Here is a 17,618-nt window from a genome sequence, read left to right as displayed (position 1 = left end):
CGCGGATGCAAGGATGACCCCGCCATGACTGCTGGGTGGTGTTCTCGCGCGGTACGGGCTGCGGTGTTCGCGGCCGTCTGTGTGCTGCTCGCTGCCCTGGGGCACGTACTGATGTCGGGGACCCAGGTCCCCGGGTGGGCCCTTGGCGCGGGCGCCGTCGGAGTCGGCGGCGCGGCGTGGGCGCTGGCCGGGCGCGAGCGGGGGCTCCCGTTGGTCGTTGCCGTGGCGGTGGCCGCGCAGGCCGCGCTGCACTCGGGGTTCTCCCTGGCGCAGGCGGCGTTTTCGTCCGCGGGCGGGGCGTCGCTACTCCAGCGTTGGGTGCGGCACATGCTTTGCGCGACGCAGGCGGAAAGCGGCTCGACGGGGTCGGGACAGGGCTCGGCCATGTCCGCGTCCGCGCCCGCGTCGCAGGCCATGCCTGACATGACCTCGATGCCGTCCTCTCCGGGGCCCATGGGCGCCATGGAACACATGGAGCACGTGGCCCATGCGGGCGGCGGCGGTGGTCACGACATGGGCGGCATGTCGCCGACCGGCATGCTCGCCGCCCACCTCCTCGCCGCCCTCCTCTGCGGTCTCTGGCTCGCGCACGGCGAACGCGCCGCCTTCCGCGTCGCGCGGGCCTTCGCCGGATGGCTGGTCGCCCCGTTGCGCGTGCCCCTCGCGCTGCCCGCGCCCGCGCATCGCCCCCGCGTCCGACCCAGCCGCCACCGCTCGGCGGGCAGGCCGCGGCAGTTCCTTCTCGTGCACGCCATCACCTCTCGGGGTCCGCCCGTCGGGACCGCTGTCGCCTGACAGCTGGTTCCCCGACGCCGTGCCGACGCGCAACGCCGCGTACCCGGACGGCTCGGGCATCGGCCGCACGCTTCCGCGCGCGGCCGTACCCCCCCATCACCGGACCCGCGGAACGCCTGGACGCATGGCGTATCCGGGTCCCGGATTCCCGAGAAGGACACCAGGTGATCATTCCTGCCCTGCCCAGCTCACCCGACGAGTCGATAACGGCCTGGGCGCTCGCCGCCCGCGCCGGTGACCCCGAGGCGGTCGAGCACTTCGTGCGCGCCCTGCACCGGGACGTCCGCCGGTACGTGACGTACCTCGGCGGCGACCCGCAGGCCGCCGACGATCTGACGCAGGACACGTTCCTGCGCGCCCTCGGCAGCCTGCACCGCTTCGAAGGGCGCTCGTCCGCCCGTACGTGGCTGCTCTCCATCGCCCGCCGCGCGGTGATCGACAGCCTGCGGCACGCCGCGGCCCGGCCCCGCCTCTGCGACACGGACGACTGGCAGTCCGCAGCCGAGCGGGCCCAGCCGAGAGGCCTCCCGGGCTTCGACGACGGAGTGGTCCTCGCCGACCTCCTTGCGACGCTGCCCGACGAGCGGCGCGAGGCATTCGTCCTCACCCAACTCCTGGGGCTGCCCTACGCGGAGGCCGCGCTCCTCGCCGGCTGCCCGGTGGGAACGGTGCGCTCACGTGTGGCGCGCGCTCGGATCTCCCTGATGGAGAGACTGCGGGACGCGGAGCGCCCTGCGTTGGCGGGCGCCGCGGCCTGACGGGCTTGACGGTCCGCGGGGGTCGCCCGGCTTCCCGGCCGGGCGGCCGGCAGCTCCGCGCGGGACGACCGCCCCGCGGCCCGTGACGTCACCGCGAGCATGGGGACGTCGATGAAGACAGCGGTGGTGCCTCCGTTGGGCAAGGACAGGCCGTGTTCGCCTCCGTGGAACACGTTCCCCTTGGGCGCCACGCTACTGAGGGCGCCACGTGACCACGCGACCACGATCCTGCTCACCACACACGACCTCGCCGAGGCCGACAAGCTCTCCGACCGCATCATGATCCTTTCTGGGGGGGGCGGATCATCGCGGACGGTTCGGCACAGGACCTGGCACGGCGGACCGCGGGCCTTGACGAGGTCCGCTGGACGCGGGACGGGCAGCGTTTCGTCAGGTCGACGGCTGAATCGACGGCGTTCGTACGCGAGTTGTTTCGCGAGTACGGCGATGAAGTGCGCGAACTGGAGGTCTACCGGGCCTCGTTGGAAGACGCGTACCTGGCGCTGGTGCGGCAGGGGGAGAGCGGGGAGCGGGGGCCGGCCGCGAGGGAACCCGCCGAACGGCGGTCCGCGGCACGGAAGTCGGGGAAGGCAGCGGCCCGGTGAACACGACGAAAGTAGCGAACGCGATGAACGTAGCGAGCGCGGCGAACGCGATGAACGTAACGAGCGTGGCGCTACGGGCGGGCCTGACCCGTGGCCTGATCGAGCTGCGGCAGTCGTTCACCAACGGCGGGGACCTGCTCTCCCACTTCCTCTGGCCGGTCCTGATGCTGACCGTCATGTTCTTCATGCGGGACGCGTCGTTCGGTACGAGCGGACTCCTGCTCGGCACCCTGGCCCTGCCCAGCATCCTCGGGATGAACGCCGCGATGGGCATGGTCAGCATGACCTGCTCGCCGACCTCGCGATCCTGCTGATCCCCGGGATCCTGATCGTCGAGGGCCTCGCGGTCGGAGGGGTGGGCTCCTGGGTGACGCTGGTCTGGGTCCTGGTCCTGGGCATGGTGGCGACGCTGCCCATCGGGGCGGTCCTCGGCTCGGTGTTCACCGGCGTGCGCAGCCAGGGTCTGATCCAGCTGCCGGTCATGGGCCTGATCGCGGTCTCCGGCATCTTCTACCCGGTCACCGCGATGCCGGAGTGGCTCCAGTGGATCGCGCAGGCATCGCCCATCTACTGGCTCGGCCTCGGCATGCGGTCGGCGCTGCTGCCGGACGGCGCGGCCGGCATCGAGATCGCCGGCTCCTGGCGGCACTGGGAGACCGCGGGGGTCCTGGGTGCCTGGGCGGTGCTCGGCCTGCTCCTCGCGCCGGTCGTGCTGCGCCGGATGGCGCGGAGGGAGTCGGGGTCGAGCGTGGCGGAGCGGCGTGAGCGGGCGTTGCGGAGGGTGGGGTAGTCCGCGGCCTTGCGGAGGCCGCGAAGACTCCCGGCTGACAAGGACATCTCCTACCTGAGTCCCTACTCCGCAGCCTGCCCGGCGGCCCAGATTGGAGTAGACCAATGGTAAAAGGAGAAAGAAGTGAAAAGTGACCCGCCGCGGCCTGCCGATACGCCTCACCTGCGACAACGTCACCCCGGCGAAATACCTGGTGCGTACAGCCGCCTTCCTGGGCAGGGGCCTTGCTCGGGCAAACATGGTATAGACGTATGAAAGAAGCACGTGTCGGCCCCGCTCGGCCTATACGCGGTGCGTCTCCGGAAGGTCTGTTCCCGTGCAAGCTCCCGATCGTGTTCCCGATCGCGTTCTCCTTGACTCCGCGCTACCGCGCACCGACAAGGCACGCCGCCTGCCAGGTACCCGCGCGGCTCGTCGGCTGCGGCGGGCCGGTATCGCGAGAGTGCTCGTCGTCGGATGCCTGGTGCGGGTGACGCTGCGGGGCGAGATCACCGCGCGTGAGGCCGACTCGCTCTCCGAGCATCTGCGCCAGATGGTCCAGGACGGCTGCCGGTGCCTGGTCGTGGACCTGACCGAGGTCACCTATCTGGCCCGGGACGGAGCGGGCGCCTTCTTCGACACCCTGCGGGCGCTCAAGGACGTCGAGGGCTCCCTCGCGGTGCACGGCGCCTGCCCCCGCACCGCCGCCACGCTGCACTGCCTGGGCATGAGCCGGCTCATCGCGAAGCAGCACCCCTGATACGGCGACGGACCGGTGGCCCACCGGCAACTACCGGCGGGCCACCGGCCCATGATGACCGTCAGACGCGACGGTGCTTGCCGTAGTACTCGCCCGCGCTCTGGTGATAGCCGGTGTCGCCGAGGTGCTTCTCCTTGTCGAACTCAGGGGCACCCTTGATCTGGTCCTTGGTGAGGTCGACGTAGATCTTCTCCTCGGCGGCATCGATCTGGCGCACCGTGCCCGCGGGAAGCAGGACGTGCTTGCCGAAGATCCACACACCGGTGTCGACGACGAGATACGAGGAACCGACCTCGTCCGAGTGCTTGTCGACCTTTCCGATGCTGCCGTCCGTGGCCTCGACCTTGTATCCGACCAGGCTCGCACCCGCGGAGTGGCCGGTTGTCGGCTGGTAGCCCCACATGTTTTCCGTCATGGAATTCCGCTCCCTCATCGACAAAATAGTGGCCGTGACTCCCGCGCTTACCGACCTGTTCACGGCCTGTGCGCGGGCCGCCGTCGATGCGAGTGCCCCGCGTATCCGAGGCCACACCTCTTGAAGAAGTAACGGAAGCAACAGTCGGGTTGAAAGAGAAACAGACTCTTTCGTATGCATGGCCGTGCGAGGTCGGGGCACACGTCGGCCTGGAGGTTGATAACAATGGTTCCCCTGCTCATCGTTCTACTGCTCGCTCTGATCCTCTTCGGTGCCGGTTTCGCATTGAAGGCACTGTGGTGGATCGCCGTCATCGTGCTGGCCGTCTGGCTGATAGGTTTCGTCGTCCGCCCAAAGGGCGGAAGCGCACGATGGTATCGCTGGTAAAAGGCGCCGCACGCAAGCAGTCAACTTCCGGAGCGCCCATCCCCTTTCGGGGATGGGCGCTCCGGCATGTGTCATGTGTAATGCGCGAAAGCGACGCGCAATGGTGGCGCGCGATGGCGATGCGCGTTTCCGGGGGGAATTCACGTGGACTTTCACGACCGATGGGAAGGGCGAGGTGAGCGACGCTGAGCTCCGGGCGCGGGACGGATAGGCCCTGCCTATACGGGGCATCGATTTTTGGTCGTGGACCCCCTGACGCGCGGCCGGTTCACTGTGGCGCAACGCCGGCGCGCGCCGATCGGGCTCGGTGTCGCGCGATCAGGGAGGCTGCAATGACGCACACCCCGGACACCACCCCGGACACCCCGGACATCACCCCGGACATCAACCGGGACACCACCCCGGACACCACCCCGGCCAAGGGGCGAGCCGCGCCGAAACCGTGGTACCGGCAGCTGTACTTCCATGTACTCGTGGCGATCGTGATCGGCATCGTGCTCGGCTGGCGATGGCCGGATCTCGCCACCTCCATGGAACCCATCGGCACCACGTTCATCACCGCGATGAAGATGCTGATCGGGCCGATCGTCTTCCTCACCATCATCGGCGGGATAGCGGGTGTCGCGGACCTGAAGAAGGTCGGGCGCACCGGCCTCAAGGCGCTGACCTACTTTCAGGTCGGCACGATCGTCGCCCTGCTCACCGGCCTGGTGGCGATCAACATCTTCCGTCTCGGCGACGGAGTGCACGCCGATCCCTCGACCCTGAGCGCCTCCGGGGACGCGAGCCAGTACATCGACGAGGGCGAGCAGCAGAAGTGGTGGGAGTTCCTCACCCACATCGTCCCGGAAAGCTTCTTCGGCCCGTTCGTCGAGGGCGACATCCTTCAAGTGATCTTCCTGGCGGTGATATTCGGCGTCGCGGTGAAGGCGGTCGGGAAGGCGGGCGAGCCGATCATCGCGGGTGTCAGCCGCCTGACCGAGGTCGTCTTCAAGGTGTTGTCGTACGTCATGAAGCTCGCGCCCCTGGGCGCGTTCGGCGCGATGTCGTACGCCATCGGGAAGTTCGGCCTGTCCACGCTGTCCAGCCTCGGCTCGCTGATCCTCCTCTTCTACGTCACCTCCGCCCTGTTCGTCGTGGTCGTGCTGGGCGGTGTGCTCGCCGCGTACGTGCGGCTGAACATCTTCCAGCTCTTCCGCTACTTCAAGGAGGAGTTCTTCCTGATCCTCGGCACGTCCACGGCCGAGCCCGCGCTGCCGGGGCTGATGCGCAAGCTGCAGTTCATGGGGGTCGAGAAGCCCACGGTCGGTCTGGTCGTACCGACGGGGTACAGCTTCAACCTCGACGGCGCGGCGATCTACCTCTCCCTGGCCACGCTCTACATCGCCCAGGCCACCGACACCCCGCTGACCGTCACCCAGCAACTGGGGCTGCTCGCCGTCATGTTGCTGACCTCCAAAGGAGCCGCGGGCGTCGCGGGCGGCGGCTTCATCGCGCTCACCGCGACGCTCTCCACGGTGGGTCACGTCCCGGCTGCCGGGATCATGCTCATCTTCGGTATCGACAAGTTCATGTCCGAGTGCAGGGCGCTGGTGAACTTCTTCGGCAATGCCGTCGCCACCCTCGTCGTAGCCAAGTGGGAGAACGGCGTGGACCTGGTGCGGGCGCGTGCGGTGCTGGCCGGGAAGACGGGCGAGCCCCCGGGGAGCGCAGAGGAGGAGGAAGCGCCTGGCGACGCGGAGAAGGCGAAGGCCCGACTGCCTGTCGCAGTGCCCGCCGCTCACTCCGCTGAGGCGGCCCCCTGAGGCCAAGGGGCCTCTCAGCCTCTCGGCGCCGCTGCGTATAGGTTGACCCGCCGCAGCTCAACACCACCGCGGAGGCACCATGGACGCCCGGCAGCTCGAGTACTTTCTGGCCATCGTCGAGCACGGTGGCTTCAGCAAGGCCGCCGCCGCCCTTCACGTGGCTCAGCCCTCGCTGTCCCAGGCCATGGCCAACCTGGAGGCCGACCTCGGCGTCGCTCTCTTCCACCGGGTCGGGCGCGGGGTCGTCCTCAGCGAAGCCGGCGGCGAACTCCTGGAGCCGAGCCGGCGCGTGCTGCGTGACCTTGGCGCCGTGCGCGACACCGCCGCCGCGCTCGCCGGGCTGCGCGGCGGCACCGTCGAGGTGGCCACCATGCCGTCACCCGGCATCGAACCCCTCACCACGCTCATCCACCGCTTCGCCGAGCTGCATCCGTCGGTGACCGTGAGCACGCAGGCCGCCTTCACTCCGGACGAGGTCGTTTCCCTGGTCCGCAGCGGCGCCTGCGAACTCGGCCTGCTGGGCAGCGCGGCGCCCCTGCAACCGGCCGGGGTCGACGTCCTGCACATCGAGGACCAGCCGTTCGTGGTCGTCGCCGCGCCCGGCGGAGCGATCGAGGACGACGTCACGGTCCGGCCGGAGGACCTCGCCGGGCAGAAGCTCATCGCGTCCCGTACGGGCAGCCTGATGCGCAGCATCGTCGACGACATCACCGCGGGCGGCACCGGCACCCAGATCGTCACGGTCGTCGACCACCGCACGTCGATCCTGCCGCTGGTCCTCACCGGGGTGGGGGCCGCCGTCCTGCCCTCCGCCTGGACCCGGCTCGCACGCCGCTGCGGGGCCGTGGTCGCGCCCATCGAGCCCACCGCCCACCTCCATGTGGCGATGGTCAGCCTGCCCGCGCACCTCACGCCCGCCGCGCGCGCCTTCCTCGCCCTCGCCCGCTCCCTCGCCCAGCGCCGGGCAGAGCGTTGAGGGCGGTGCCACCTTGACGTACGACCGATCGGCGAGGCCTATACGTCGCATCGAAAGCAGGTCTTGGACGCGCTCCACCCGCGCTGTGTTGACTCGGAACCACCGCACCACAGTGACCCGGAGGCACCCATGACAGCCGCACCCCGCACCTTCCGCATCGCCGCCATCCCCGCCGACGGAGTGGGCAAGGAAGTCGTCGCCGCAGGGCGAGCCGTCCTGGAAGCCCTGGCCGAGGACTCCAAGGGCACCCCGGATCCCTTCGCCTTCGCCTGGGAGGAGTTCCCCTGGGGCTGCGAGTACTACGAGCGCACCGGCAAGATGATCGACGACGACGGCCTTGACCGGCTCAAGGACTTCGACGCCCTCTACTTCGGCGCGGTCGGCTGGCCCACCGTCCCCGACCACATCAGCCTCTGGGGCCTGCGCCTGAAGATCTGCCAGAACTTCGACCAGTGGGCCAACATCCGCCCCGTGACCTTCCTGCCGGGCATCCAGAGTCCGCTGCGCAAGGCCGACGACACCGAACTCGACTGGGTCGTCGTCCGCGAGAACAGCGAGGGCGAGTACGCGGGCCTCGGCGGCCGCAACTTCTCGGGCCGCGGCCCGGGCGGCGAAGTGGCCGTCCAGTCCGCCCTGTTCACCGAGGTCGGCTGCGAACGCATCATGCGCTTCGCCTTCGACCTGGCCCGCACCCGAAGCCGCCGCAAGGTCTCCTCGGTCACCAAGAGCAACGCCCAGCAGTACGGCATGGTGCTGTGGGACGACGTGTTCAAGCGCGTCGCCGCCGACTACCCGGACGTCGAGACCGAGAGTGTCCTGGTGGACGCGATGTCCGCGAAGTTCGTGCTGCGCCCGGAGGACCTGTCCGTCGTGGTCGCCTCCAACCTCAACGCCGACATCCTCTCCGACCTCGGCAGCGCCCTGGCCGGCAGCCTGGGCCTGGCCGCCAGCGCCAACCTCAACCCCGAGCGCCGCTTCCCCAGCATGTTCGAGCCGGTCCACGGCTCAGCCCCGGACATCGCGGGCCAGGGCCTCGCCAACCCGATCGGCGCCGTCGGCAGCGCGGCCCTGATGCTGGAGCACTTCGGCCTGCCGGAGCAGGCGGCCCGACTGCACAAGGCCATCGAGGCCACCACCGCCGCGGGCATCCTCACCCGCGACGTAGGCGGCACCGCCTCGACGGAGGACGTCACCAAGGCGCTCATCGACGCCCTCTGACGAAACCGACGCCCTCCGAGGAGACCGAAGCCCTCAGAGGAGGCGGCCCGAGCGATACGCGGGGGCGGGGCGGACGTTCTAACGCATGGCGGGCAGCTCGATCGCCGGGCAGCGGTCCATCACCATCTCAAGGCCCGCCGCCCGCGTCCGCTCGTACGCCGCCTCGTCGATGACGCCCAGCTGGAACCAGACCGCCCGCGCACCGATCGCCACGGCCTCGTCGGCGGCCTGACCCGCAAGGCCGCTGTTGAGGAAGACGTCGACCACGTCGATCTTGAAGGGCACGGCGTCGAGGGACGCGTAGCCCTGCTCGCCGTGCACCGTCTCGGCCTTCGGGTGGATGGGGACGATGCGCTTTCCGTAACGCTGCAGGACGTTCGCGACTCCGTACGCCGCTCGCGCGTCGTTCGATGACAGGCCCACGACCGCCCAGGTGTCCCCGAGCTCCGTCAGGATTTTGCGCACTGTTGCCGGATCGCCGTACACGTCCCGCTCCTCTGCCGTCCCGGCCCGCGCCTCAGACGTTGACGCCGAAGTCCGACGCGATGCCGCGCAGGCCACTCGCATAACCCTGGCCGACCGCGCGGAATTTCCACTCCGCGCCGTGACGGTAGAGCTCGCCGAAGACCATGGCGGTCTCGGTCGAGGCGTCCTCGGAGAGGTCGTAGCGGGCGATCTCCGCGTTGTCGGCCTGGTTGACCACGCGGATGAAGGCGTTGCGGACCTGGCCGAAGCTCTGGCCGCGGTTCTCGGCGTCGTGGATCGAGACGGGGAAGACGATCTTCGTGATCGTGGCGGGGACCCCGGCGAGGTTCACCTTCACCGCCTCGTCGTCGCCCTCGCCCTCACCGGTGAGGTTGTCGCCGGTGTGCTCGACCGAGCCGTCGGGGCTCTTGAGCTGGTTGTAGAAGATGAAGTGCTGGTCGGATACGACCTTCCCCGAGTCGTCGCAGAGCAGGGCGCTGGCGTCCAGGTCGTAGTCCGTGCCGGTGGTCGTGCGGACGTCCCAACCGAGGCCGACCAGAACGGCGGTGAGGCCGGGGGCCTCCTTGCTGAGCGAGACGTTGCCGCCCTTGGCCAGGGAAACTCCCACGATGTCCTCCTGAAGTCCTGAGGTGAAATGCGTACCGGCCGTGGTCAGGGCCGGGGTCAAAATCTACAGCACTGTAGAAGTTGGCGGGGTGCCGCCTCCCGGTTCCGCGTCCCGTTACGATGTGGCGCTCCGCAAGCGGGCGTCAAGGGGTCGAAGACTCCATAACGTAAGAGCCATACGAAAGTGCGCGAGGCGAATCAAGCACACGAAACGCACGCGGCGTACGCGGCGTACGCGACGCATGAGAGAAGGCGAGGGCGGACGATGGCGCGGACAGCCCAGGAGTTGCTCGAATCCGTGACGGCGGAACTCGCGCCGGACCCGGCGGCCAACCCGCTCGTCCCGCGGCTCGCGGACGGCACCGCGAACCGTTCCGCGATCACCGCTCTCGCCTTGGAGCAGCGCTCCGTGATCCCGGCCGACCGCCGCTCCTTCCTCCACCTGGCCACGCGCTCGGCGGACGCGGGGGAGGCGGAGTGCGCGGCCTTCTTCCGCACTCTCGCCGAAGGGGAGACGGTCGCCTTCGAGCGGCTCGGTGACCTCGTCGCGGCGTGCGGCGTGGACAAGACGGGCGCCGACGCGTACGAGCCGCGGGCGGGCTGCCAGGCCTATCCCGCGTACGTGGCCTGGCTCGCCCTGAACGCCGCGCCCGGCGACGTGGTCCTCGCCCTGACCGCCAACTTCGCGGCCTGGGGCGCCTGTTGCGCCTCGCTCGCCCGAGCGCTGCCCGCCCACTACGGCTTCAGTGCCGAAGCCTGCGCGTTCTTCGACTTCTTCGCCGAGCCCGCGCCCGAGCTGGAGAGCCAGGCGCTCGCCGCCGTGGACGCGGGTGCTGCCGGGCGGGGCCTCGACGCGGGATCGGCGGCGGGGACGGCCCTGCGGTACGGGAAGCTGCTCCAGCGGTACGAGGGGATGTTCTGGGAGACGCTCTCTCACTCGGCCTGACCGCCAGCAGGCTCCGCCCGGCCATCGGTACACGTACACTCCGCCCGCTCCTCCCCGTACTCCGCCTGGATATCGGCCAGTTGAGCCACAAGGCCCCGGATCAGTGCGTCGAGCCCGGCCCCGAACGCCTCCTCAGCCCGCCCCGCCTTGCTGCCGCCCACCGCACTCTCCAGCGCCGCGGCAAGCACCGGCACCCGTGGCGCGTGTCCGGCCGGGTCGATCATCAGCGGCGGTGCCACGAGGTCGAGCGCCGAGCCGAGCAGGAACGACTCGACGCTGGTCAGCGCCGCGACAAGACGGTCCTGCGGCCAGCCGCCACGGGCAAGGGCCGTCACGACCGCCTCGTACATGCTGAGCGTGGCCGGTGAGCTGATGGTCGTCGTGGCGAGCAGGTCGATGGAGTGCGGGTGCCCTGCGAAGGCGTCACGGTACGAACGGGCCCACGCGGCAAGGGCGTCGGGCCACGGCAGCGTGTCGAAGGCGGAGACGTCCATCTCCTCGACGATCAGACGGCGTACGCCCTCGATGACCTCGGCGCGGCCGTCCAGATGGTTGTAGAGGGAGGCGGTCTTCACCCCGAGCCGCGCGGCGAGCCGCGGCAGGCTGAACGCGTCGGCACCCTCGGCGTCGATCAGCGCGAGCGCCTCCCGCGCTATCAGGTCCGCGCTGAGCACCGGTATACGAGGTCTCCCTCTGCCCATGGTCCCGCAACTCCCGTCGTCGTTCGAGGTCTTCACAGCCGCCCGTGTGCAGAGTACGGTCCTGCCCAGCCGCGACTAAAGCCTTTAGTTTCTTCCCCCTTCTGTCCCTTCCTGCCCCTTCCTGCCCGGGAGCACCCGCGTGACCGCACCCTCCTCCCATGCCGCCAAGGGCCTGAGCGGCGGCGCCGTCGGCACCGGCGACCTGGTCTTCTTCGTCGTGGCGGCCGCCGCACCACTGACCGTGATGGCCGGAGTCGCCCCGCTGGCGATCGGCATGGCGGGCGAGGCGGCGCCGCTCGGCTACCTGATATCAGGGGTGCTGCTCATCGTCTTCGCGGCCGGATTCACCGCGATGAGCCGGTTCGTGCGCAACGCGGGCGCCTTCTACGCCTACATCGGCCGGGGGCTCGGCCGCCCCACGGGAGCGGGCTCCGCGTACGTCGCGCTCTTCGCGTACAACGCGATCGAGGTCGGCCTGCTCGTCGTCTTCGGATGGTTCACCGAGTCCGGGTTCAAGGACCTGACCGGCATCCAAGTGGCATGGTGGATATGGGCGTTGGGCGGGATCATTGCCATTGGCGTCCTCGGGTATCTGAAGGTCACGCTCAGCGCCAAGGTCCTCGGCGTCGCGCTGGTCCTCGAAGTGCTCGTGCTGCTCGTCTTCGAAGCGGGAGTGTTCGCGCACGGCGGCGGGCCGCAAGGCCTCGACCTGGGCACCCTCTCGCCCGAACACCTCGGCGGGGCGGGCGTTGGCGGCATGTTCGTGCTCGCCATCGGCGCCTTCGTCGGATTCGAGGCGACCGCGATCTACGCCGAGGAGGCGCGGGAGCCGGAACGCACGGTGCCGCGCGCCACCTACATCGCGGTGGCGTTCCTCGCGCTCTTCTACACCTTCACCGTCTGGGCGATCATCAACGCGTACGGATCGGACCGGGCCCAGGCCGTCGCCAACGGGGAGGGTGGCGCGGACATGGTCTTCACGGCCACCGATCGGTTCGCGGGTGCCTGGGCCGCCGACTCCATGCACGTACTGATCATCACCAGCGCCTTCGCCGCGACCCTCGCCTTCCACAACGGCGCCGCCCGCTACTTCTACGCCCTGGGCCGCGAAGGGCTGCTGCCGCGCCGCCTCGGCACCGTCTCCCCGAAGACGCGGGCACCCGCCGCGGCGGTCGTCGTCCAGTCGGCCCTCGCGCTGGCCGTGGTGATCCTCACCGTCATCAGCGGCGAGGACCCCTACACCGTCACGTTCCTGTGGAGCAACGGCTCCGGGATCCTCGGCGTGATGCTGATGCAGGCGCTCGCCGCGCTCGCGGTGTACGGCTTCTTCCGGCGCGACCGCAGGGGGATGCCCGCGTGGCGGGTGGTCGCGGCCCCGCTGCTCGCCTGCGCCGGCCTCGCCGTACTGATCGTCCTGGTGTGCGCCAACCTCGATCTCCTGACGGGCGCTTCGGGCGGCGTCAACGCGGCGCTCATCGCACCGCTGCCCGTGCTGTTCGTGGCCGGAGCGGCGATGGCCCTGCGGATCCGGCGCCGCGATCCGCGGGCCTACGAACAGCTGACGACGGTGGACGCGGAGAACATGTGATGGAGGAGCGGAACGGTATGGCGGACGAGACGGCCCTGCGCGTCTTCCTGGGTGCGGTCCGCACCGGGAGCGACGAGCACAAGGACACCACGGCACTCGCCGTACGCGACGGACGCGTCATCGCGCTGGGGGACGAGGCCCGCGCGCTCGCCGAAGTGGCGTACGAAATCGTCGAGTTGGGGGCCGGGCTGCTGCTTCCCGCCTTCGGTGACGGCCACGCCCACCCCCTGTTCGGCGGCCTGGAGAGCTTCGGTCCGCAGATCAAGGAGCTGACGTCCGTCGAGGCGATCGTCGCGGAGGTCGGGCGCTGGGCCGACGCCCATCCGGGCACGGAGTGGATCGTCGGCGCCTCCTACGACCCCGCGCTCGCGCCCGACGGGGAGTTCGACGCGCGGTGGCTGGACGCCGCGGTGCGCGAACGGCCCGTCGTGCTGCGCGCACACGACTACCACACGGTGTGGTGCAACACGGAAGCGCTGCGCCGGGCCGGGGTGCGCGACACGACGCCCGATCCGCGCCTCGGCTGGATCGTCCGGCGGCCGGACGGTTCGCCGCTCGGCACTCTTCGCGAGTGGCACGCCTGTGACCTGGTGCTCGACCAGGTGCCGGCCCGCGACGAGGACGAACTGGTCGAAGCCGTGCGCCGCGCGGGAGGGGCGTACGCACGAGCGGGCATCACCTGGGTGCAGGACGCCTGGGTCGAACCCGAGATGGTGGAGGCCTATCTCGCGGCGGCACGGCGCGACGCGCTGAGCGTCCGCGTCGACCTGGCCCAGCGCGCCGACCCCGACCGCTGGCGCGCACAGCGCGGAGACTTCGCCAAGGCACGCGCGCGGGTGGCCGCCGATGGCGGCCCGCTGCTGTCCGCGCGCACGGTGAAGTACTTCAGCGACGGCGTCATCGAAGGCGGTACGGCCGCCCTGCTCGCCCCCTATCTGGACGCGCCGCACAGCTGCGGCATGCCCGTGTGGGAGCCGCGCGCGCTGGCCGAAGCCGTCCGGGCCTTCGACGCCGACGGCTTCCAGACGCATATCCACGCCATCGGCGACGCGGGCGTGCGGGCGGCGCTCGACGCGGTGGAGTCCGCGATCCTTGCCAACCCGGCCTGGGACCGGCGGCCCGTGATCACCCACGTCCAACTCGTCGACCCGGCCGACCTGCCGCGGTTCGCCGCGCTCGGCGTCATCGCCAACTTCGAACCCCTGTGGGCCCAGCCCGATCCGCTGCAGACCGAGCTGTCCCTGCCGAGGATCGGCGTCGAAAGGTCCGAACGGCAGTACCCGATGGGGGAGTTGGCGCGCGACGGGGTGCGGCTCTCCTTCGGCAGCGACTGGCCGGTCAGCTCGTACGAGCCGCTGGAGGGCATTCAAGTCGCGGTCACACGGCGTACGTTCGAGGGGGAGCCGCAAGGCGGCTGGGTCCCGGACCAGCGGCTCACGGTCGAGCAGGCGATCGCGGCGGCGACCAGCGGCGTGGCCCACCAGGCGGGCGCGGACGACCGGACAGCCCTCGTGCCCGGCGCTCCCGCGGACCTGGTCCAGCTCTCCGCCGACCCGCGTGCCGTGGACCCGATGGCGATCCGGCACGTGCGCGTACTCGGCACATGGCTGGGCGGGGCCACCACGTACCGGGCCGCGTACCGGGAGCGGGAGGAGTGACGGGCGGGCCGGAGTGACGGGCGGGCCGGGGCCTACCCTGGCGGGATGCACGACGAGTACCGCACAGTGGCCCGCGAGGCCGTGCACGAGACCGAGATCAACCGCTCGCGCTTCCTGTGCGCCCTCGCGCCCGCGGCCACCGAGCAGGAGGCCCAGGACTTCGTCGCGCGCATCCGCAAGGAGCACCCTTCGGCGTCGCACAACTGCTTCGCCTACGTCATCGGGGCCGACGCCGGGGTGCAGAAGGCGAGCGACGACGGGGAGCCCGGCGGCACCGCGGGCGTACCGATGCTCCAGATGCTGCTCCGCCGTGACATGCGCTATGTCGTCGCCGTCGTGACCCGCTACTACGGAGGGGTCAAACTTGGCGCCGGGGGGCTGATCAGGGCCTATGGGGGAGCGGTGGGTGAGGCGCTCGACGCCGTCGGCACCCTCACGCGCAGGCGCTTCAGGCTGGCCACGGTCACGGTCGACCACCAGCGCGCGGGCAAGATCCAGAACGATCTGCGGTCGGCCGGCCGTGAGGTGCGGGACGTGCGCTACGCAGACGCGGTGACCATCGAGATCGGCCTGCCCGACGCCGACGTCGAGGCCTTCACGGCGTGGCTGGCGGACGCGACCGCGGGCAGTGCGGTGTTCGCGCTCGGGGGAGAGGCGTACGGGGACGCGTGATGCGCAGGCGGGAGAGCGCGACACGCGCGTGAGGGCGTACAGATGCGGGCATGACGCGCGTGAAACCGTGCAAATGGGTAGACTTCGGGCATGGGAGAGCGGCCTGTAGCGCCGATTGCGCCCGAACTCGTCCTTGAGACCGACACCGGATCCACGGTGATGAGTCCGAGCCGGGACTATCACGTGGGCCGGGACCCGTTGAGCGACATCGTCATCGACGACGCCCGCGTCTCCTGGCACCACGCGGTCCTCCACGCCGAGCTCGACCACTGGACGGTCGAGGACGAGCACAGCACGAACGGCACGTACGCGGACGGGCGGCGCATCCACGAGTGGGGCATCGGACCCGGCAGCGTCCTGCGCTTCGGCAGCGTCGCGGACGGCCCGCGGGCGGTGCTCGTCGGCCGCGAGCCCGCCCCCGCCGCCCACGCCGCTCCCGAACGCCCCTCCGCCGTCCGTACGCCATCGGCCACCGGCACCTTCCGGCAGCCGACGTCCGTGCGCCCGCTGCCCGCCCGTACGGTCCGTATCGGCCGCGCCGACGACAACGACCTGGTCATCGACGACCTGATCGTCTCCCGCCGACACGCCGAGTTGCGGGTCCTCGCGGACGGTACGTACGAGATCGTCGACCTCGGCAGCCACAACGGCACCTACCTCAACGGTCAGCCGGTGGCCCGCGCCCCGGTCCTGCCCGGGGACATCGTCGGCGTCGGGCACCGCGCGTACTGCCTCATGGGAGACCAGCTCCAGGAGTACGTCGACACGGGCGAGGTCTCGCTCGACGTCCAGGAGCTGACGGTCACCGTCGACAAGGGCCGGAAGAAGCTCCTCGACCGGATGTCCTTCCCCGTGGGCGAGAAGTGCCTGCTGGCTGTCGTCGGCCCCAGCGGCGCGGGGAAGTCCACGCTCCTCAACGCCCTCACCGGCCTGCGCCCCGCCGACGGCGGCACCGTCCTCTACGACGGCCGCGACCTCTACCGCGACTACGCCGAGCTGCGCCAGCGCATCGGCCTCGTACCGCAGGACGACATCCTGCACGCCCAGCTCACCGTGCGCCGCGCCCTCGGATACGCCGCCGAACTCCGCTTCCCCCAGGACACCGAGAAGTCGGAGCGCCGGGCCAGGGTCGACGAGGTGATCCACGAACTGGGCCTTGAGCAGCGCGTCGACCAGCCCATCCACAGCCTCTCCGGCGGCCAGCGCAAGCGGGTCAGCGTCGCGCTCGAACTCCTGACGAAGCCGTCGCTGCTCTTCCTCGACGAGCCGACGTCCGGGCTCGACCCCGGCATGGACCGCTCCGTGATGCACATGCTGCGCGGCCTCGCCGACGACGGCCGCACGGTCATCGTCGTCACGCACAGCGTGCTCAGCCTCGACGTGTGCGACCGGCTCCTCGTGCTCGCCGCGGGCGGCAAAATCGCCTACTACGGGCCGCCGCGGGACGCCCTCCCGTTCTTCGGCTACGAGGAGTGGCCGGAGGCGTTCGAGGCCTTCGAGGGCGATCGCGAGCGGGACTGGGCGGGGCGGTACGGGAGTTCACCGTTCCACCAGCAGTACATCGTCAACGCCTCCGCGCAGCCTTATCTGCCGTATCCCGCGCAGGAGGATGGGTCGTCGACAGCTCCCTTCGCGCCACCGCCGCCGCCGAAGCCGCAGAGCTGGGGATCCCAACTGCGCACGCTGGTACGGCGATACGCGGCGGCGCTCGTCGCGGACCGGACGTTCCTCGCGATCATGATCGCGCTGCCGTTCGTGATGGGCGCCATGGCCCGCGCGCTCGCCGGGAGCAAGCTGACGCAGGAGACGGCGTTGAACGCGCTGCTGATCCTCTGCGTGGGCGGAGTCCTGACCGGCGCGGCCAACGCCGTGCGGGAGTTGGTCAAGGAGCGGGTCATCTACCAGCGCGAACGGGCCGTCGGGCTCTCCAGATCGGCGTACCTGATGTCCAAGGTCGTCGTGCTCGGAACGATCACCGTGCTGCAGGCCGTCGTGCTGACCCTTGTGGCGCTGCTCGGCGTCGATCTGGGCGCGCCGGGCGGCGAGGGAGTGCTGTTGCCACCGCTGGTGGAGATCACTGTGGCGGTGGCCCTCCTGGCCTTCACGGCCATGATGCTCGGGCTTCTCGTCTCGGCCCTGGTGCGCAAGGAAGAGGTGACGATGCCGCTGCTCGTGCTGCTCGCCATCGTCCAGGTGGTGTTCTGCGGGGCGCTCCTGAAGCTGCACGGGGTGCCGGGCGTCGAGCAGTTGGCGTGGCTCGTGCCGTCGCGCTGGGCGCTCGGCGCGATGGCCGGGACGATCGGCCTCGGCAAAATCGTCCCGGGTGAGCTGACGGCCGACCCGCTGTTCCGGCACTCCGCGGGCGTGTGGCTGCTCAACATGGGGATGCTGGTGGCGCTCTCGGTGGTCTTCGGCTACGCGGTCGCGAGGCTGCTGCGACGGCACGAGCCCGCGGTCATGCGGAAGTAGCGAT

The 17,618-nt window shown here is 70.4% G+C and carries 18 protein-coding genes; 14 read left to right on the top strand and 4 right to left on the bottom strand.

The genetic code is table 11. The features are described 5' to 3' along the window. The first annotated feature begins 24 nt into the window (after positions 1–24). The 5 genes from ACGFX9_RS29985 to ACGFX9_RS29965 all read left to right on the top strand — a co-directional run bounded on the left by ACGFX9_RS29985 (position 25) and on the right by ACGFX9_RS29965 (position 3,687). Positions 25–795 (top strand): hypothetical protein, encoded by a 771-nt coding sequence (locus ACGFX9_RS29985; protein ID WP_393479307.1) that lies wholly within the window; start codon positions 25–27, stop codon positions 793–795. 164 nt (positions 796–959) lie between these two features. Continuing rightward, on the top strand, positions 960–1,553 hold the full coding sequence (locus tag ACGFX9_RS29980) for a sigma-70 family RNA polymerase sigma factor (protein WP_393479303.1): 594 nt from the start codon (positions 960–962) through the stop codon (positions 1,551–1,553). A gap of 628 nt (positions 1,554–2,181) precedes the next feature. After that, positions 2,182–2,472 carry a hypothetical protein gene (locus tag ACGFX9_RS29975; RefSeq protein ID WP_393479652.1) on the top strand — a complete coding sequence of 97 codons (291 nt, stop codon included), beginning with the start codon at positions 2,182–2,184 and terminating at the stop codon, positions 2,470–2,472. Further along, positions 2,445–2,948, top strand: a complete 504-nt coding sequence (locus tag ACGFX9_RS29970; protein WP_393479621.1) for an ABC transporter permease — start codon at positions 2,445–2,447, stop codon at positions 2,946–2,948. The genes ACGFX9_RS29975 and ACGFX9_RS29970 overlap by 28 nt, the downstream gene beginning before the upstream one ends. A 316-nt stretch (positions 2,949–3,264) precedes the next feature. Further along, entirely contained in the window at positions 3,265–3,687 is a 423-nt protein-coding gene (locus tag ACGFX9_RS29965; RefSeq protein WP_393479301.1) for an STAS domain-containing protein, read from the top strand. Between the two features lie 61 nt (positions 3,688–3,748). Here ACGFX9_RS29965 and ACGFX9_RS29960 read toward each other — a convergent pair whose 3' ends face one another. After that, positions 3,749–4,102, bottom strand: a complete 354-nt coding sequence (locus tag ACGFX9_RS29960) for a PRC-barrel domain-containing protein (protein ID WP_393479298.1) — start codon at positions 4,100–4,102, stop codon at positions 3,749–3,751. 225 nt (positions 4,103–4,327) lie between these two features. Here ACGFX9_RS29960 and ACGFX9_RS29955 point away from each other — a divergent pair, with 225 nt between their 5' ends. The 4 genes from ACGFX9_RS29955 to ACGFX9_RS29940 all read left to right on the top strand — a co-directional run bounded on the left by ACGFX9_RS29955 (position 4,328) and on the right by ACGFX9_RS29940 (position 8,488). Further along, entirely contained in the window at positions 4,328–4,489 is a 162-nt protein-coding gene (locus ACGFX9_RS29955; protein ID WP_393479295.1) for a hydrophobic protein, read from the top strand. Between the two features lie 332 nt (positions 4,490–4,821). After that, positions 4,822–6,294, top strand: a complete 1,473-nt coding sequence (gene dctA, locus ACGFX9_RS29950) for a C4-dicarboxylate transporter DctA (protein WP_393479293.1) — start codon at positions 4,822–4,824, stop codon at positions 6,292–6,294. Positions 6,295–6,373: 79 nt separating this feature from the next. Further along, positions 6,374–7,270, top strand: coding sequence for a LysR family transcriptional regulator (locus tag ACGFX9_RS29945; RefSeq protein WP_393479291.1), 897 nt, complete (start codon positions 6,374–6,376; stop codon positions 7,268–7,270). Positions 7,271–7,399: 129 nt separating this feature from the next. Next, entirely contained in the window at positions 7,400–8,488 is a 1,089-nt protein-coding gene (locus tag ACGFX9_RS29940) for a tartrate dehydrogenase (RefSeq protein WP_393479288.1), read from the top strand. A gap of 78 nt (positions 8,489–8,566) precedes the next feature. Here ACGFX9_RS29940 and ACGFX9_RS29935 read toward each other — a convergent pair whose 3' ends face one another. Together ACGFX9_RS29935 and ACGFX9_RS29930 are read right to left on the bottom strand one after the other, a co-directional pair. Next, a complete protein-coding gene (locus tag ACGFX9_RS29935) occupies positions 8,567–8,974 on the bottom strand; it encodes a CoA-binding protein (protein ID WP_393479285.1) in 408 nt (135 codons plus the stop codon). Between the two features lie 31 nt (positions 8,975–9,005). After that, positions 9,006–9,581 carry a TerD family protein gene (locus tag ACGFX9_RS29930; RefSeq protein WP_393479280.1) on the bottom strand — a complete coding sequence of 192 codons (576 nt, stop codon included), beginning with the start codon at positions 9,579–9,581 and terminating at the stop codon, positions 9,006–9,008. A 264-nt stretch (positions 9,582–9,845) separates the two neighbouring features. Here ACGFX9_RS29930 and ACGFX9_RS29925 point away from each other — a divergent pair, with 264 nt between their 5' ends. Further along, positions 9,846–10,526 (top strand): transcriptional regulator, encoded by a 681-nt coding sequence (locus tag ACGFX9_RS29925; protein WP_393479275.1) that lies wholly within the window; start codon positions 9,846–9,848, stop codon positions 10,524–10,526. On the opposite strand, the gene ACGFX9_RS29920 is transcribed toward ACGFX9_RS29925, so the two are convergent. Beyond that, positions 10,514–11,200 (bottom strand): TetR/AcrR family transcriptional regulator, encoded by a 687-nt coding sequence (locus ACGFX9_RS29920; RefSeq protein WP_393479271.1) that lies wholly within the window; start codon positions 11,198–11,200, stop codon positions 10,514–10,516. The two genes, ACGFX9_RS29925 and ACGFX9_RS29920, sit on opposite strands and share 13 nt — an antisense overlap. Positions 11,201–11,366: 166 nt before the next feature. Here ACGFX9_RS29920 and ACGFX9_RS29915 point away from each other — a divergent pair, with 166 nt between their 5' ends. The 4 genes from ACGFX9_RS29915 to ACGFX9_RS29900 all read left to right on the top strand — a co-directional run bounded on the left by ACGFX9_RS29915 (position 11,367) and on the right by ACGFX9_RS29900 (position 17,614). Beyond that, positions 11,367–12,815 carry an APC family permease gene (locus tag ACGFX9_RS29915; protein ID WP_393479266.1) on the top strand — a complete coding sequence of 483 codons (1,449 nt, stop codon included), beginning with the start codon at positions 11,367–11,369 and terminating at the stop codon, positions 12,813–12,815. A gap of 17 nt (positions 12,816–12,832) precedes the next feature. Continuing rightward, complete coding sequence (locus tag ACGFX9_RS29910; protein ID WP_393479262.1) at positions 12,833–14,473, top strand: amidohydrolase; 1,641 nt, start codon at positions 12,833–12,835, stop codon at positions 14,471–14,473. Positions 14,474–14,518: 45 nt separating this feature from the next. Continuing rightward, positions 14,519–15,145 (top strand): YigZ family protein, encoded by a 627-nt coding sequence (locus ACGFX9_RS29905; RefSeq protein ID WP_393479258.1) that lies wholly within the window; start codon positions 14,519–14,521, stop codon positions 15,143–15,145. Positions 15,146–15,235: 90 nt separating this feature from the next. Next, the gene (locus ACGFX9_RS29900) at positions 15,236–17,614 is read left to right on the top strand and encodes an FHA domain-containing protein (RefSeq protein WP_393479253.1); all 2,379 of its coding nucleotides are present in this window, start codon (positions 15,236–15,238) and stop codon (positions 17,612–17,614) included. The last annotated feature ends 4 nt before the right edge of the window (positions 17,615–17,618 follow it).

The organism is Streptomyces sp. NPDC048436 (assembly GCF_043200355.1).
In the GTDB taxonomy this organism is placed as follows: Bacteria; Actinomycetota; Actinomycetes; order Streptomycetales; family Streptomycetaceae; genus Streptomyces.
Note: the sequence above shows the minus strand (reverse complement) of the source record. Positions and strands in the feature narration are given on the sequence as shown.